This is a genomic window from Hominimerdicola intestinalis (assembly GCF_054655215.1).
In genome coordinates, this window is sequence record NZ_BAAHNZ010000001.1 from 20,139 (window position 1) to 35,046 (window position 14,908).

The 14,908-nt window shown below is 45.0% G+C and carries 16 protein-coding genes and 1 other annotated feature; of the genes, 4 read left to right on the top strand and 12 right to left on the bottom strand.

Going from position 1 to position 14,908, the window contains the following annotated elements; translation table 11 throughout:
• Window positions 1-23: 23 nt before the first annotated feature.
• From ACYQ0H_RS00100 to ACYQ0H_RS00145, 10 genes are all read right to left on the bottom strand, one after another.
• Complete coding sequence (locus ACYQ0H_RS00100; protein WP_459810796.1) at window positions 24-218, bottom strand: hypothetical protein; 195 nt, start codon at window positions 216-218, stop codon at window positions 24-26.
• 72 nt (window positions 219-290) lie between these two features.
• Window positions 291-2,066: an aspartate--tRNA ligase gene (gene aspS, locus ACYQ0H_RS00105; protein WP_459810797.1), complete on the bottom strand. Its 1,776-nt coding sequence runs from the start codon at window positions 2,064-2,066 to the stop codon at window positions 291-293.
• Between the two features lie 32 nt (window positions 2,067-2,098).
• Window positions 2,099-2,593, bottom strand: a complete 495-nt coding sequence (locus ACYQ0H_RS00110) for a hypothetical protein (protein ID WP_459810798.1) — start codon at window positions 2,591-2,593, stop codon at window positions 2,099-2,101.
• Window positions 2,590-3,378 (bottom strand): hypothetical protein, encoded by a 789-nt coding sequence (locus ACYQ0H_RS00115; RefSeq protein ID WP_459810799.1) that lies wholly within the window; start codon window positions 3,376-3,378, stop codon window positions 2,590-2,592. Before ACYQ0H_RS00115 ends, ACYQ0H_RS00110 begins: the two co-directional genes overlap by 4 nt.
• Before the next feature lie 35 nt (window positions 3,379-3,413).
• A complete protein-coding gene (locus tag ACYQ0H_RS00120; RefSeq protein ID WP_459810800.1) occupies window positions 3,414-3,926 on the bottom strand; it encodes a hypothetical protein in 513 nt (170 codons plus the stop codon).
• Complete coding sequence (locus tag ACYQ0H_RS00125; protein ID WP_459810801.1) at window positions 3,926-4,243, bottom strand: hypothetical protein; 318 nt, start codon at window positions 4,241-4,243, stop codon at window positions 3,926-3,928. Before ACYQ0H_RS00125 ends, ACYQ0H_RS00120 begins: the two co-directional genes overlap by 1 nt.
• A gap of 47 nt (window positions 4,244-4,290) precedes the next feature.
• The gene (gene hisS, locus ACYQ0H_RS00130; protein WP_459810802.1) at window positions 4,291-5,637 is read right to left on the bottom strand and encodes a histidine--tRNA ligase; all 1,347 of its coding nucleotides are present in this window, start codon (window positions 5,635-5,637) and stop codon (window positions 4,291-4,293) included.
• Between the two features lie 121 nt (window positions 5,638-5,758).
• Window positions 5,759-5,971: a binding site (T-box leader), on the bottom strand.
• A gap of 17 nt (window positions 5,972-5,988) precedes the next feature.
• Window positions 5,989-6,396 carry a methylglyoxal synthase gene (locus ACYQ0H_RS00135; protein WP_459810803.1) on the bottom strand — a complete coding sequence of 136 codons (408 nt, stop codon included), beginning with the start codon at window positions 6,394-6,396 and terminating at the stop codon, window positions 5,989-5,991.
• Window positions 6,397-6,457: 61 nt separating this feature from the next.
• Window positions 6,458-7,195: a nucleotide-binding protein gene (locus tag ACYQ0H_RS00140; RefSeq protein ID WP_459810804.1), complete on the bottom strand. Its 738-nt coding sequence runs from the start codon at window positions 7,193-7,195 to the stop codon at window positions 6,458-6,460.
• 344 nt (window positions 7,196-7,539) lie between these two features.
• Window positions 7,540-9,033 (bottom strand): peptidoglycan D,D-transpeptidase FtsI family protein, encoded by a 1,494-nt coding sequence (locus ACYQ0H_RS00145; RefSeq protein WP_459810805.1) that lies wholly within the window; start codon window positions 9,031-9,033, stop codon window positions 7,540-7,542.
• A gap of 161 nt (window positions 9,034-9,194) precedes the next feature.
• On the opposite strand from ACYQ0H_RS00145, the gene ACYQ0H_RS00150 reads away from it, so the two are divergent.
• From ACYQ0H_RS00150 to ACYQ0H_RS00165, 4 genes are all read left to right on the top strand, one after another.
• On the top strand, window positions 9,195-9,665 hold the full coding sequence (locus tag ACYQ0H_RS00150) for a DUF4830 domain-containing protein (RefSeq protein WP_459810806.1): 471 nt from the start codon (window positions 9,195-9,197) through the stop codon (window positions 9,663-9,665).
• Window positions 9,666-9,765: 100 nt separating this feature from the next.
• Complete coding sequence (locus ACYQ0H_RS00155; RefSeq protein WP_459810807.1) at window positions 9,766-10,473, top strand: pseudouridine synthase; 708 nt, start codon at window positions 9,766-9,768, stop codon at window positions 10,471-10,473.
• A gap of 172 nt (window positions 10,474-10,645) precedes the next feature.
• On the top strand, window positions 10,646-11,788 hold the full coding sequence (locus ACYQ0H_RS00160) for an ABC transporter ATP-binding protein (RefSeq protein ID WP_459810808.1): 1,143 nt from the start codon (window positions 10,646-10,648) through the stop codon (window positions 11,786-11,788).
• A 146-nt stretch (window positions 11,789-11,934) separates the two neighbouring features.
• Window positions 11,935-13,185: an SGNH/GDSL hydrolase family protein gene (locus ACYQ0H_RS00165; protein ID WP_459810809.1), complete on the top strand. Its 1,251-nt coding sequence runs from the start codon at window positions 11,935-11,937 to the stop codon at window positions 13,183-13,185.
• 54 nt (window positions 13,186-13,239) lie between these two features.
• Here ACYQ0H_RS00165 and ACYQ0H_RS00170 read toward each other — a convergent pair whose 3' ends face one another.
• Both ACYQ0H_RS00170 and ACYQ0H_RS00175 read right to left on the bottom strand, forming a co-directional pair.
• Window positions 13,240-13,725, bottom strand: a complete 486-nt coding sequence (locus tag ACYQ0H_RS00170; protein ID WP_459810810.1) for a 6-carboxytetrahydropterin synthase — start codon at window positions 13,723-13,725, stop codon at window positions 13,240-13,242.
• On the bottom strand, window positions 13,712-14,884 hold the full coding sequence (locus ACYQ0H_RS00175; protein WP_459810811.1) for a diguanylate cyclase domain-containing protein: 1,173 nt from the start codon (window positions 14,882-14,884) through the stop codon (window positions 13,712-13,714). The genes ACYQ0H_RS00170 and ACYQ0H_RS00175 overlap by 14 nt, the downstream gene beginning before the upstream one ends.
• Window positions 14,885-14,908 lie beyond the last annotated feature (24 nt).

Genomic DNA, 14,908 nt, shown 5'->3' on the forward strand with positions numbered 1-14,908 from the left:
CCAATGATCTACCATAAGGGAGATCACAAGTTAAATTCCGAGAAGTAACCCTGTTCCGAAACTGAACGCTTCACAAGCTCCGCCTTTACACCGCACTTTTTAAGCCTGCCGCCGTCGGCATTAAACATCCGAACAAGCCTTTCAAGCCTTACCTCACTGTCACTGAGTATACTTTTACAAAGAGCGTCCTGTTCCGCACCCTGCATCAAGCATATCATTATAAAACAGAGTAGTCCTCAGTATTTCCCGATCATATTCCTGATGAGAAAAGGCAGTATCTGCATTACCGCTTATTCTGCTGCCGCCGTTCTTATATGCAGCTCCTCAAGCTGCTTTTCGTCTACAGCCGAAGGACATGCGCTCATAAGCTCGCTTGCATTCTGAACCTTGGGGAACGCTACAACATCTCTCAGGCTGTCAGCCTTGCACATGATCATTGCAAGTCTGTCAAGTCCTATTCCCATTCCGCCGTGGGGAGGAGCGGCGTAGCGGTAAGCGTCAACGAGAAAGCCGAATTTAGCCTCAATTTCCTCATCGCTCATTCCCAGGGCCTCGAACATTCTCTGCTGAAGCTCAAAGTCGGTTATTCTCATAGAACCGCTTGAAAGCTCCGTTCCGTTGAGTACCAGATCCCAAGCCTTAGCGCGAACGTTTGCAGGATCGCTGTCAAGATACTCCATACATTCCTCCATAGGCATTGTAAAGGGATGATGCGCTGCCACCCATGTGTTATTCTCCTCGTCAAATTCAAAGAACGGCATTTCGGTGATCCATACGAAGTTGTATCTGCCCTCAGGAATAATGTCAAGACGCTTTGCGGCAATAAGCCTGACAGCACCGAGCGTTGAAAGAACGACCTTGGTTCTGTCGGCGCAGATAAGCACAAGATCTCCCTTTTCGGCGTCAACGGCAGAACAGATCTTTTCCAAATCGCCCTCGCCTAAGAATTTCTTGAAGGAGCAGTTCGGCTCGTCGGCCCAGCGGATATAGGCAAGTCCCTTAGCGCCGATGCCCTTAGCGTGTTCAACAAGCTTGTCGATCTCCTTTCTTGTATAAGTCGCCGCACCGCCCTTGACATTGACTGCACGGACAGAGCCGCCGGCTTCAAGCGCAGATTTGAACACGACAAAATCAATGTCCTTTACAGCGTCTGAAATATCCTGAATTTCCATTCCGAATCGTGTATCAGGTTTATCAGAGCCGAAGCGGTTCATAGCGTCGGCAAAGGTAAGCCTTTCAAGCGGAAGCTTAATATCTATTCCCATTACCTCGCTGAAAAGTCTTTTTATATATCCCTCTACGCACTCCTGGATATCCTCTGCGTCAACAAAGGACATCTCAAGGTCGATCTGAGTAAATTCAGGCTGTCTGTCCGCTCTAAGATCCTCGTCACGGAAGCATCTTGCAAGCTGAATATAGCGGTCGTAGCCGGAGATCATAAGCAGCTGCTTGTAAATCTGCGGCGACTGGGGAAGAGCGTAGAATTTTCCCGCATGAACTCTTGAAGGAACAAGATAATCCCTTGCGCCCTCAGGAGTAGATTTCATCATCATAGGCGTTTCAATTTCAAGAAAACCGTTCTCATAGAAATACTCTCTTGTTACCTGAGCTATCTTATGACGCTTTATCATATTTTCCTGAAGCTTTGGATTCCTCAGATCAAGATATCGGTACTTCAGCTTCAGCTCGTCGTTTACCTTTTCGGAATTTGCAACCTCAAATGGCGTAGTTTCAGCCCTTGAGAGTATTCTCAGATCTGTTACTATAATTTCTATCTCGCCTGTTTTCAGCTTTTTATTCACGCTTTCACGCTTCTGAATATTACCCTTTGCCATAAGAACATACTCGCTTTTGACGGTCTGCGCCTTAGCGAATACCTCTCTGTCGGTAGCGTCGTTAAAGGCAAGCTGAACAAGCCCTGTTCTGTCGCGGAGATTTATAAAAATAAGGTTTCCCATATCTCTTACTCTGTCGGCAAAGCCGCATACTACAACCTCCTGCGGTTCGTTGGGTACTTCTCCGCAGTAATGAGTTCTTTTCAAGCCTTTCATTGTGTCAAGCTTCATTTTTATTACTTCCTTTGCAAATAAATTTCAAATTATATTTCAAACTCGGTTCCCGGGTCATCTTTATCGGAATCGCTGATCTCAGACAGATAAAGCTTATCAATACCCTCAAGCTTATAATCGTCAATACTCAGATATACAATATTTTCACAACCGGGCGGAGTTGTCTGCACTATCACGGGACTTCTGTGAATTTCCAGTTCCTCATATTCTGAGTTGAAATCCGTAAAAATAATGTTACCGTCCTTATCCTTGACAGTAAAAGAAAAACCATTCAGAGTATCTGAATCGTTATTTTTAAATCTCAGTTTAAAAACACGGCTGTAGTCAGTCGGCTCTATTTCCTCAAGAGAGATAAATTCAACGCTTCGTTGATACATAGCCTGAATCCTTGCTTCTTCTCTTGCGTAATTGGGAAGAGCCGAAGCACAGATGAACAATGCGATAAGAAGCACTGCCGCAATGCCGAAATACTGAAACAGCTTTTTAACTGCGAGCCAGACGGCTTCGATAATAACGCTGATCATTCCGCCTTATCCTCCTTTACAGCTATGTCGTATCTTACCTCGGCTCTTACTGCACCGCCCTCGGCTTCATTCATTTTATATGCGCAAAGAGTAAACTCGGTAATATCTTCACGGACTGCAAAAACAAGCTTTCCTATTCCCGCCTCGTCATCAGTTTGAGCACGGAAACTGTCGGCATATCCAAGCTCCCTAAGCCGGTCTGTGTCTTTATCAAAAACCTTTTCCAGTTCATAAGTATCAAGCGGCTTGACGTATACCTCTCCGTCGTTAAGATAAACGTACGACAGAACAAGAGAGCCGGCATATTCACCGCGTTCGTAGCTTATTTCGATAAGCTTGAAGCCGTCAGAAATTACAGACTCATTATAGTCAGCCTTTTTGCAGCCTATTATTTTTACAGAGGTTCCGCTAAGCGTAAGCTCTTCACTCATATCACAGCTTTCGACTTGCATATTAACTGTACTTTCATAGCCGCTGTTAGCTTTTACTGTGTTGGTATATTCATTATAGCTGTATATCGCAACTCCCGCAATCGCCGAAATCAGCACAATGCAGAGCGTGATCTGAACGGGGGCTTTTCTCAGAGGTGATTTTTTCATATCCTGAGCAAGCTTTCTGTTAAGATAGCTTTTTAAAATATCCTTCAGCTTTTCGCCCTGTACGGCGTTATTTTCTTCAGCCTCCCGAATAACGTCGCCGCTTACTCTCATTCCGCAATGTGCGCATATTCCTCCGTTTTTAAGCGGATCAAATTTGTTTCCGCAGGTACCGCATATAACCTTCATTATTCACCCTCGGTTTTTATTTTTATAGCTGATTATTATCCGCCGTCCTCATTCTCTGCCGCTTTCGGAAACGTATCTAGGTACATTCTTAAATACTTCTTCTTATCGTCCCAGAACATAAAGAAGATACCTGCCGCCCATAAAAGGGCAAAGCATACTGCTCCTGTCTTTTCTTCAAGCGCAAGCAGGGTAAGAGCCAGAAGCGCTGCTATTAGCGTCCACAATACTGCAAAAACATATGTATAAAGCGGTTTTCTGAATTTTCCCGATATTTTTGAGCCGCCGGGAGTTTTCTCGATCCTTCCGTAAAATCCGGTAGTACCGCCGTCGCGCTTTTTCGCCTGATGATGAAATATCTGAAAATCGGTTCGGGAGGAGCGTCTGCCGTAGTAAACAGACTCGTTACGGTACCTTTTCATGAATTTTCCCTGCGACATTATATTTACAGTCGGTCTGTGCTCTACGATCTCTCCATCAAGCTTTCTGGCGACTCTTTTAGGAGTCAGCGTCGTTTCAAATTCGTAGCTAACAGGCAATATCAGCAGCATTATTTATCTTCCTCTTTTTTATCCGGATAATCGGAGGGATCAAAAACCTTGTCGTTTATTTTTATCTCTCCGCCGCATTTGGTGTTTATAAACATTCCGTAGACCGTTCCGCACTTTGTACACCTGAACTGATGGAACAGCTTATCTGCAAAGAATCTGCCGTCCTTGAGTATTATCAGCTCCATAGGACAGGTCTGATAGGTGATTTCAAGCTCTCCCGCCTTTACCATTTTGCTCAGCGCCTCCAGGGCATAGCTGTATTCCAGCGGTGTCTTTATCTCGCAAACCGCTACCTTTTCGCACTGCTTGCACCTCATAATTTATACTTCCTTTCATTGATCCTTACTTTATTCGGAACAGCCGTTCACTGCTGCTCCCGATCGCTGTTTCCGAAGTTTTCTGCAAAGCTTCGGAACATCTCGTCCTCTTCCATTAGCATATCGTAATAGCAGGCGCCGAAGTCGTCCAGAAGCCCTTCATCAAGACTGACCTGAGTCTGAACTCCGGTTTTCATATTCTTTACGTTTGCCGATCCCGTATTTATTTCGTTTTCGCCCAGTACCATTACATATCTGGCTTTTATCTTATCAGCGTACTTCATCTGAGCCTTAAGTCCTCTTCCTACAAGGTCATATTCCGCTCTGTAGCCTTCTTCCCTCAGCATAGAAATAACTTTATAGGCTTTTTCCTTTGCCTCTTTTCCCATAGCGGCAATATAAATATCACAGGTCTTAGGCTCCAAAAACTCGCAGCCCTGCTTCTGCATTGTAAGTATAAGTCTTTCCAGACCCATTCCGAAGCCAAGCGCCGGAGCAGGCTTCCCTCCGAGAGCTTCTATCAGACCGTCATAGCGTCCGCCTCCGCATACCGTTCCCTGAGCTCCTATATCTGTAGTAATGAACTCAAAAACGGTTCTGGTATAATAATCGAGTCCCCTTACGATCCTCGGATTTATCTTATAATCTATTCCCATAAGCTTTAGGTTTTCCTGCAGGCCGACAAAATGCTCCTGACAATCCGAACAGAGATAATCGAGAATAACCGGTGCATCTTCGGCGATTTTCTTATCCTCGTCTGACTTACAGTCCAGCAGCCTCATAGGATTCTTCTCAAGACGCTCCTGACAGGTAGCGCAGAGCTTATCCTTATACTGGGAAAAATAAGTCTTCAAAGCCTTATGATAATTCGCCCTGCATTCGGGACAGCCGATCGAATTGATATTAAGCACAACATTTTTCAGCCCGGCTTTGTCTATAACCGACTTAGCAAGGGCTATAAGCTCAGCGTCAGCCGCCGGATCAGCCGCGCCTATAAGCTCGCAGCCGAACTGGTGAAATTCTCTTAAACGTCCCGCCTGAGGCTTTTCATGACGGAAACAGGACAGAATATAGAAGAGCTTCTGAGGCAGACCCTCATTCAGTAACCCGTTTTCCATAACCGCTCTTATAGTTCCGGCAGTTCCCTCGGGGCGGAGAGTAAAGGTGCTTCCGCCGGAAGCCGAAACCGTGTACATTTCTTTCTGAACAACGTCGGTAGTATCGCCTACCGAGCGCACGAACAGACCTGTTTCCTCAAAGGTAGGAATGCGTATCTCCCTAAAACCGAACTGTTCGGCTGTATCCTTGACTATCTGCTCGGCTGTATGCCATTTATAAACCTCAGCAGGAACAACGTCCTGAGTTCCCTTTGGTCTTTGTACTGATAACGCCATATTTTTTCATGTCCTTTCTGGTTTACTCGTTTTCTGTTCCGCTTTTGTACGGAAAACTTCTGATAACAACATAATATCAGTCAGTGAGCCGTATAAAATACAAAAACGGTCTGCCCCTGTAAAAAGGGACGACCGTGATCGTGATACCACCCTAATTGCAGAAATTTTAGAAATTCCTGCCGCTCATCTTCTCTTTAACGCAGAGGCTACGCACGGCCTTTATCAGCCGCAAGCTCGTGAGGCGTCCTTCGATTTACCAAAACTTAGGCGCTTTCACCCTCCGCCCTCGCTGAAAAGCTTAAAATAAACTTACTCTCCCCGTCGTCGCATTTTATATTCAGCTGTAAAAAATCAATACCTTGCAGGATTGACGATCTCTCTCCAGTCAAGATCGCCGCGCTCAAGAGAATGAATAAGCGCTTCGGCAGTTGCAATGTTAGTAGCTACCGGAATATTGTGAACGTCACATAGCCTGAGCAGATTAAATTCATTAGGCTCGTGCGGCTTCGGTGAAAGAGGATCTCTGAAAAACAGAAGTATGTCGATCTCGTTGCATGAAATTCTTGCTCCTATCTGCTGATCTCCGCCCTGCGAGCCGCTTAGGTAGCGCTGTATTTTAAGTCCGGTCGCCTCGCCGACTACCTTCGCCGTAGTTCCGGTAGCGCAGAGATTATGTCTGCTCAGTATTCCGCAGTAAGCTATACAGAACTGTACCATCAGCTCCTTTTTGGAATCGTGAGCGATAAGTGCAATATTCAATATAAGTCCCCCCAATTCAATTAAGTCGTTAATTTTAAATTCCTGAAAATGCCTTATATTATCAGATCTTTATAGATATAGGAATATGCTCTCCCTTGATCCTCCTGGAAATAGCGGAAAACGCAAGGAATCCCATAGAGCTTGACGAAAGAGGTGCGCCCTTTCCTGTAGCAAGCGGTATAGCGCTGTCCTCAGGAATAACTCCGAGCAGCTGAACCCCTACAGTGTCAATAATAGCGTCAAGATCGTCCATTTCCTCAAACTCGAATATCCTCTTGCTCGCCTTATTGATTATAAGCCGCTGCTTCTGATTTCCCCTCTTATAAAACTCGTCAGACATCATTCTTGCGTCGCGTACGCATACCGGATCCGGAGTTGTAACTATAAGAATAAGATCGGAATTGGTTACAATATCAAAAACCGAACCGTTGATACCGGCAGAAGTATCTATAATTATGTATTCAAAATATTTTCTCATTTCAGACGTTATCTTTTCAATGTCCTCCGCCTTGAGCTGAACGAACGGGTCGGACGGCGCACACAGAACGCTTAGATTTGAAGCAAGCTTTACGGTGGTTGTAGCCTTGTAAACGTCGCAGGTACCCTCAAGAACATCTCCTAGGTCATAGGTAATATTTCCCTGCATACCGAGCATAATATCCATACACCTTAATCCAAAGTCAAGCTCTATTATAAGCGTTCTGTTTCCCTGCTTTGCAAGAGCGTAGCCGAGACAGGCGCTTATTGAGGATTTTCCCGTTCCTCCCTTACCCGAAGTAACTGCAATAATCTTTGACATAATTCCTATTGCTCCTTTCGTTTATCAGAACTGCGCCTTAACGCAGAATGAAATATCATATCAGCATCGGGGGGAAGCCGTTAAAATACAAAAAATACCAGTCAAACGGTAAGACCCTAACCGATGTTACCTACTATTTATTTTACCACAGAATTTGAAATTGTCAAAGCTTAAATTGCAAAAAAGTATAAAATCGTTAATTCACATTAATTTTTTACATGATTATTAGCTATATTGCACAATGTTCATTTGATTAAAATCAAATCTCCGAAAACGTTTGAGTATTATTTTTCGGAAGACTTATTTTCCGTATCGGGTCTTCGGCGTATTTTCGGATTCAATTGCTAATACTGCGTCTCCCTGTCCATTGCAGCCGTTATCAGGAAGCCGACGGTATTTTTAGCGTTTGCGCCTCCCTCAAGCATTACCGAAAACGCTATCTTAGGATCGTTTGCTGGATAAAATCCTATTACTGCACTGTCATAGCCGCGCGGAGACTGAGGAGTTCCTGTTTTTATCGCCGCCGGTTCATCAAGCTGCGACAGCGAATACTGACCGTAGGTATACTTTGTAGACTCAGTCATGCCCTCTGTACAAATCTCATACGCCTTGTTCTTGTCCTGAGCAGCGGCGCTTATCCTTGTTCCCGGCTTATAAACGTCATCTGAATTTCCGTCCGTAATCTTTAGTACGATATTGGGAGCATATCTTACCCCCTTGTTTGCGATCTGCTCCGCCATAAGAGCCATCTGAAGCGGAGTACAGGCGGTCTCAGACTGACCGATAGCAGCCTGAAGCAGCTGACCCTCAGTCCAGACCTCTCCCATGCTTTCAAAAAGCTCCGGCGACGCAAGACGTCCTCCGTATGCCGGAAGTGCAAAATCAGGGCTTTCACCCAGCCCGAAACCCTTTTCGTAGCTTACAAGATCATCAATGCCCAGCAGCTGCGACGTTTTATAAAAGAAAATATTACAGCTTACCTCAAGAGCTTTTTTTACTGTAACGAACCTATGCTCGTTCATACAGGAAAACTCCATTCCGGACAGATCGTAGCTGCCCTTGCAGAAAAAATAGCTGTAGGGCGAGATCACGCCTTCAGACAGCGCGGCGATCGCAGTACACGTTTTAAGCGTCGAGCCGGGACGATAAAGCCCCTGAGACGCTCTGTTGAGCAGCGGAGAATTATCGTTTTTTATTATTTCATCGTAATTTTCGGAAAAATCCGCAAGCTCAAAATCAGGAGCAGACGCCATTGCAAGCACCTCCCCCGTTTCCGTATCCAGAACAGTTATCGCTCCTCCCGAACCGGAGGGCGGCGCCCAGTCACCGTAGGAAACGCCGTTTTGATATTCGTTCATTGCATTTTTAAGCAGCTCTTCCGCTTTAAGCTGAACTCTTGAATCTATTGTAAGATATATGTCCCTGCCGTTCTGAGCAGGAACTATATTTTCATTTGAAAGATAGGTAACTCCTTTTAAGGTCGTATATTCAAGCTCAGCATAGCCCTCCTGCGGCAGAAGATAAGAATTAAAGGCAAGCTCTGCGCCGCCCTGAGGCTCTCCCGAAGAATTCAGCGCTCCTAGTATATGAACGGCGGTATTTTCGGGATAATATCTCTTTCCGTTTTCGTCCGTACCAGCAAGAAGCACACCGTTCCTGTCATAAATATTACCCCTAACAGCATACAGCGTTTCTCTTACCGACGTTATCCTCGGCGTTTTCCATATTGCGTATACAGCGTAAAGCTGAACGTTGAACAGCACAGCTACACAGACGGCTGCGGAAACCAGAATCAGAACCGCCATTGCGATTATTCTGGGCTTTCTTGAAACGCTCACTTTATTTCCTCCCTCGGCGCTTAAATATCATTACTTCTAATATACCGCATAAAAATATTTTTATCCGCAGCTTGTTCTTTGTAATTAAACAAAAACGTCAGGCATATATATTTACAAAACACAGGACGTGGCTGACGAGCGTCCGGAAATGAGGGAGATATATGTTTGTTAAAACAGTAAAAGTTAAAAAGCCCGGAGCTGCGCTTGCCGGTGCGGCGGCAATTCTTTTGTGTATTATCGTGGTTATAGCAATGATAATCGGAAAAGCGGGAAAGCCTACGGTCTATACTCTGAAAACCGAAGCTCAGCGGCAGGACTTCATGAAATCAATGGGCTGGAAGGTATCGGAGGAATACACCGAATGCAAAGTAATAACAATACCTGAGGAATTCAACGACGTATATAAAAAGTATAACGAATTGCAGAAAAAGCAGGGCTTCGATCTTGAAAAGTACAAGGGAAAGACCGTTGAAGTTTACACCTATCAGGTCTTGAATTACAAGGGGCATGAGGAAAAGGACTGCATGATATGCAATCTTATGATATGCGACGGCGTTCTTGTAGGCGGAGATGTCTGCTGCACCGAGCTTGACGGTTTTATTCAGGGACTGAAAAACCCCGAAATGAAATAGGCTGATTTACATGGGCGGATATAAATTATCCGCCCTTTACTTTTTTGCGAAGGTATGCTATAATAGCTTTGTATAAAAGCATTAGGGGAAAGGAGATATTATGCGCATAGATAAATTTATTTCCTCCCAGCGTCCTGATATTTCCCGCAGTACGGTAAAAGAACTGTGCCGAAAGGGCAGAGTTACCGCAGACGGAAGGGCAATAAAAAAGCCCGATACTCAGATAGACGAAAGCCGGGCAGAAATATATGTGGACGGAGAAAAAATAAGCTATCGGAAATACCTGTATATTATGCTCAATAAGCCGCAGGGAGTAGTCTGCTCCACAAGGGACGGCGTATCTCAGACAGTTCTGGAAATAATCCCCGAGGAGTACCGCAGAACCGGAATGTTCCCTGCCGGGCGTCTGGATAAAGATACCGAGGGCTTTGTACTGCTTACCGACGACGGAGAGCTTGCTCATAAAATGCTTTCACCGAAAAGCCATGTTCCGAAAACCTATTTTGTCCGTCTTGAAAAACCGTGGGAGGAAAGCTACAGGGAAGCATTTGCCGCTGGAATGACTATAGACGGAAATGAAAAATGCCTTCCCGCTGAATTTTCGGGTAGCGATGACGCCTTTGAATGTACCCTGATCCTTCATGAGGGAAAGTTTCACCAGGTCAAAAGAATGTTTCACAGTCTGGGAAACAATGTTGTTTTTCTTAAAAGAACAGCTATCGGAGCGCTTGCTCTTGACCCCTCTTTAGCCCTTGGAGAGTGTTTGGAGATATTGCACAAAGATGTTGAAAAACTTTTGGCACGATAACGTTTTAGTTTCCATTTATTGGAAACCATTGTTGATTTTTCGTCATTATTTATAAAGAGTTATAATAAAGTTTAGTGAAAAAAACTCTTGTCTGGATATGAAAAATTTGTTATGATATTAGTATAGCTAATATGGTAATTAGTAAAATTTAAATAGGGAGGTCCTTATAAAGATGGCAAGTGTATCATTAAGAGAAATTTATAAGAAGTATGCAGGCGGTGTCATTGCGGTTTCCGACTTCAACATTGAAATCAAGGACAAGGAGTTTATTATTCTCGTTGGTCCTTCCGGATGCGGTAAGTCAACGACCCTTAGAATGATCGCCGGACTCGAGGAGATCAGCGAAGGCGAGCTTTATATCGGCGACAGACTCGTTAACGATATCGCTCCTAAGGACAGAGATATTGCAATGGTTTTCCAGAACTACGCTCTCTATCCTCATATGACCGTTTTTGAGAATATGGCTTTCGGTCTTAAGCTCCGTAAGGTTCCTAAGGACGAGATCGCAAGAAAGGTTGAAGAGGCTGCAAGAATACTTGACATATCTCACCTTCTTGACAGAAAGCCAAAGGCTCTTTCGGGCGGACAGAGACAGCGTGTTGCTCTGGGAAGAGCTATCGTTCGTGAACCGCAGGTATTCCTGCTTGACGAGCCTCTGTCAAACCTTGACGCTAAGCTCCGTGCTCAGATGAGAACCGAGATCTCAAAGCTTCATAATAAGCTGGGTACTACATTTATCTATGTAACTCATGACCAGACAGAAGCTATGACAATGGGCGACAGAATCGTTGTTATGAAGGACGGCTATATCCAGCAGATCGATACGCCTACCAACCTTTACAACAATCCTGTTAACCAGTTTGTTGCAGGCTTTATCGGCTCGCCTCAGATGAACTTTATCGACGCTAAACTGCTCAAGATCGACGGCAAGTATGTAGTTGAATTCGGTTCTGAGGATACAAAGACTACCCGCGGAGTTAAATACACTGTTGAAGTTCCCGAAGCTAAGGCTGATCCTGAAGTTCTGGAGCCGCTGGTTGATCAGGAGGTTGTTCTCGGCGTACGTCCGGAGTGTATCCACGATGAAGAGATGTTCCTTTCAACAGCTAAGACCGGAATTATCAAAACAACCGTTGACGTAACCGAAATGATGGGTGCTGAAACCTATCTGTACCTTACCTGCGAAGGTATTCCGCTTACCGCAAGAGTTTCGCCTCGTTCTACAGCAAGACCTCAGGACGAAATTCAGGTTGCTATTGATCCTAACAGGATTCATATCTTTGATAAGGAAACAGAAAAGGCAGTTGTAAACTGATAAATATTTCAAAAAGTACGGCTTTGACCGTACTTTTTGTCTGTATGGAATAAGAAACCGTTTACAGTTTTTTTGCAGAAAGTATGGCTTTGTCCATGCTTTTTTGCGTATATAAGGTACGAAAACGATTTAGGAGGATCATTTGTATGAATTTAAGAAAAGCTGCTGCCTTTCTGACCGCACTAGGACTTTCACTTACCTTTCTTTCCGGCTGCGGCAAGGAGAACAGCTCCGCTTCGGGCAGCTCCGACGTATCTCAGTCAGTTGATTCAGCCGCTGAGAAAACACCTGAAACCGATGAGGAATGGCACGACGCAATGCTGAAAAAAGCATTGTTCTCTTATGGCAATACCGGTAAAATGCAGGAAAAGATAAAAAAGGCGCAGTCCGGCGAGGACGTAACTGTGGCTTATCTGGGCGGCTCTATTACCGAGGGTCTTACCGCCGGCGACAGCGCCTGCTATGCTAAGCTTACTTACGACCATTTTTCTGAGAAATTCGGCACAGGCGACAATGTAAAATACTGCAACGCAGGCTTGAGCGGAACTCCCTCAAAGCTGGGTATACTTCGTCTTGAACGCGACGTTCTTCAGTACGAGCCGGACATTTGCTTTATAGAGTTTGCCGTAAACGACGGAACGGACGCCGATCATCAAAACTCCTACGAAAGTATCGTTCGGGAGCTTCTGGAGAGGGACGTAGCGGTGGTTCTTCTGTTCTCGGTAACTGCTGAGGATTATTCCGCACAGGATTACATGAAAGCTATCGGCGAACACTATGACCTGCCTATGATATCCTACTGCGATGCTTTGCGCTATATGTTTGAAAATAATAAAATGAAGTGGGAGGATTTCTCTGACGATCAGTCGCACCCGAATACAGAGGGACACAAGCTGGTCGCTGAAATGATAGACTACTATTTTGATACGGTATCAGATATTCCGGCTGAGGAATACGTTTATCCTGCCGAGCCGCTTTATACTCCAAGGCAGCTGGGAGCACACCTTTACGAAAACACAAATCTTACCCCGGAATCGCTGGGAGATTGGAAAGAAGGAACTGATACTGCAAGCTTTACAAACGGCTGGTCATATGTTCCCGGAGGTAATAACGAACCGCTGAAATTTAAATTTACAGGAAAGTTTGTTTATCTTATATATAAAGAGATGAAGCAGGGAAACTTCGGTCCCGTTCACGTTAAAGTAACCTGCGGCGGCGAGCTTTACGATGAGCTTGATATAGAGGCGGTATCGCCGTCCGGCTGGGGCAATCCCCAGATCATAAATATCGGAATGCAGCCTGAGAATACCGAATACGAAATTGAGATATCTATGGCTGAGGGGGCAGAGGAAAACAATATGCAGATCCTCGGCTTCGGATATACGCTGGACGATTAAAATAATAGCATACAAAAAACGGCGTTTCTTGAAACAGAAACGCCGTTTTTTAATTTATTCGCTTTTCTCTGCGGCTCGGAGAATTTCCTCTACTCTCTGCTCCGCCGCCTCGTCAATAGACGCATACGCCCTGCCGGCTTCGTCCTTTGCCGCCTGCTCCTTAAAAAGTTCAGCGTCGTCGGAAACGTCTATTATATAAGATCTCGACGGAGTTTCGGCAACCTCTATAACTGAAAGAAGCCAGCCGTTATCCCATAGTATCCTGCTTAATTCGTCCTTTAAATACTCCGCTATATTTTCAACCGTAGGATTAATAGTGTCAAACGGCTCGGTCTTGTTCATATCGCAGTCCTGAAAACGTGCCAGAAAGTCCTCTGCCTTTTTTTCAATTGCGTCGAACTGAACAAAATCATTCCGTATTTTTATAGTTTCAAGCGTTATCTCCCAGGTATGAGGATGATTTTCACCCAGTACCCCGTCTATATAAATAGCGTGATTGGCATTTATATAAAACTTGAACTTATATTCACAAAACCTCACTTACAGCCCTGCCTTTCTTATTTGCACCTGTATGACCGTTAAGCTCCGAAAGCGCCTTCGCCAATACTTCAGCCGATTTTCCGCTGTCTGATATTTTTACAGAGAACTCAGCTTCCGAACAGTTTCTTCTCAGCATTTTTTCAAGCTCTGAAGTCTTATCCTCTGAATGTCCCCCTGCCAGAACAGCGGCGAACGTATCATATGAAAGCCTTGCACAGGCGCAGTCCTTGTAGCAATCGGAAAACTCCCGTGCGGCTGCGGCAGCAATACCGTCTGCGGCTTCATGGCCCTTTAGATAGCATATACCGTAAAGATCAGTTATTCTTAGCAGCACGAACCTTACATTTTCTGCCCTGCGCTCCGAAAGCTTTTTTATTATTGCGTCAAAGAAGCTGCGGCTGAACAATCCAGTAAGAGCGTCAGTCTGCTCCTCCCCGTCCCAGGCTTCTCTGTCGCAGAGCTGCTGGATCTTTCTGCTCTTTTCTTCACCTTCGGCTTTAAGCGCAGCGATCCGCTCGCTTTTCCTGCAAATTACCGCCGCAGATAAAACTGAAAGAACAATAATTACTGCGCATACCGCCCCCGAAACTATCCTGAGCCTAAGAATATGCTCGCTTATCCTTGCAGACGAATATATGTAAGAGCATTTTACCGACCTTCCTGCGCAGTAAGTCTGACCTCCTATGGTAACGAACTGTGCTGAGATAAGCTCAGCGCCCGTCTGCTTATCCTTTACGACAACAGCCGAAAAGCTTTTGCCGCCGTCTATATATGAAAACAGACCGTCAAGTCCCTCTCCGCCTTTTCTTTCGTAATACTCCCGAATATTCTCCAAAGTCATGCCCTTTAAAGCCTGAGTCTGCTCCTCATTTTTTTCAAACACTGCGCCGTCTGACGAATACACGAACCAATATGAGCTGCTTTCATCAAGCTTCAGCAGACTGTTCTTCAGCTCCTCTGCACTGTTATAGCCGCTTGCAAGCGCCGCGCTTATCTGGCTTTGCTGCATATCGCTGTTCATGCTCAGGATATTTTCCCTCAGACTGCTTTCCTGACGCCTGAAAAAGGTCATAACAAAAGCAGTCAATACGATGGAAATTACCGCCGCCGTCAGAACGAAAATAATTCTTTTATCCTTTTTTATACTATATCTTTTCATAGCGAAAACGGCGCCTCCTCTCAG

Coding starts and splice junctions, on each gene's coding strand:
- ACYQ0H_RS00150 (WP_459810806.1), top strand. CDS start 9,195: ATGTTTGTTAAAACAGTAAAAGTTAAAAAGCCCGGAGCTGCGCTTGCC.
- aspS (WP_459810797.1), bottom strand. CDS start 2,066: ATGAAGCTTGACACAATGAAAGGCTTGAAAAGAACTCATTACTGCGGA.
- ACYQ0H_RS00165 (WP_459810809.1), top strand. CDS start 11,935: ATGAATTTAAGAAAAGCTGCTGCCTTTCTGACCGCACTAGGACTTTCA.
- ACYQ0H_RS00100 (WP_459810796.1), bottom strand. CDS start 218: ATGATATGCTTGATGCAGGGTGCGGAACAGGACGCTCTTTGTAAAAGT.
- ACYQ0H_RS00125 (WP_459810801.1), bottom strand. CDS start 4,243: ATGAGGTGCAAGCAGTGCGAAAAGGTAGCGGTTTGCGAGATAAAGACA.
- ACYQ0H_RS00160 (WP_459810808.1), top strand. CDS start 10,646: ATGGCAAGTGTATCATTAAGAGAAATTTATAAGAAGTATGCAGGCGGT.
- ACYQ0H_RS00155 (WP_459810807.1), top strand. CDS start 9,766: ATGCGCATAGATAAATTTATTTCCTCCCAGCGTCCTGATATTTCCCGC.
- ACYQ0H_RS00110 (WP_459810798.1), bottom strand. CDS start 2,593: ATGATCAGCGTTATTATCGAAGCCGTCTGGCTCGCAGTTAAAAAGCTG.
- ACYQ0H_RS00140 (WP_459810804.1), bottom strand. CDS start 7,195: ATGTCAAAGATTATTGCAGTTACTTCGGGTAAGGGAGGAACGGGAAAA.
- ACYQ0H_RS00175 (WP_459810811.1), bottom strand. CDS start 14,884: ATGAAAAGATATAGTATAAAAAAGGATAAAAGAATTATTTTCGTTCTG.
- ACYQ0H_RS00115 (WP_459810799.1), bottom strand. CDS start 3,378: ATGAAGGTTATATGCGGTACCTGCGGAAACAAATTTGATCCGCTTAAA.
- hisS (WP_459810802.1), bottom strand. CDS start 5,637: ATGGCGTTATCAGTACAAAGACCAAAGGGAACTCAGGACGTTGTTCCT.
- ACYQ0H_RS00120 (WP_459810800.1), bottom strand. CDS start 3,926: ATGCTGCTGATATTGCCTGTTAGCTACGAATTTGAAACGACGCTGACT.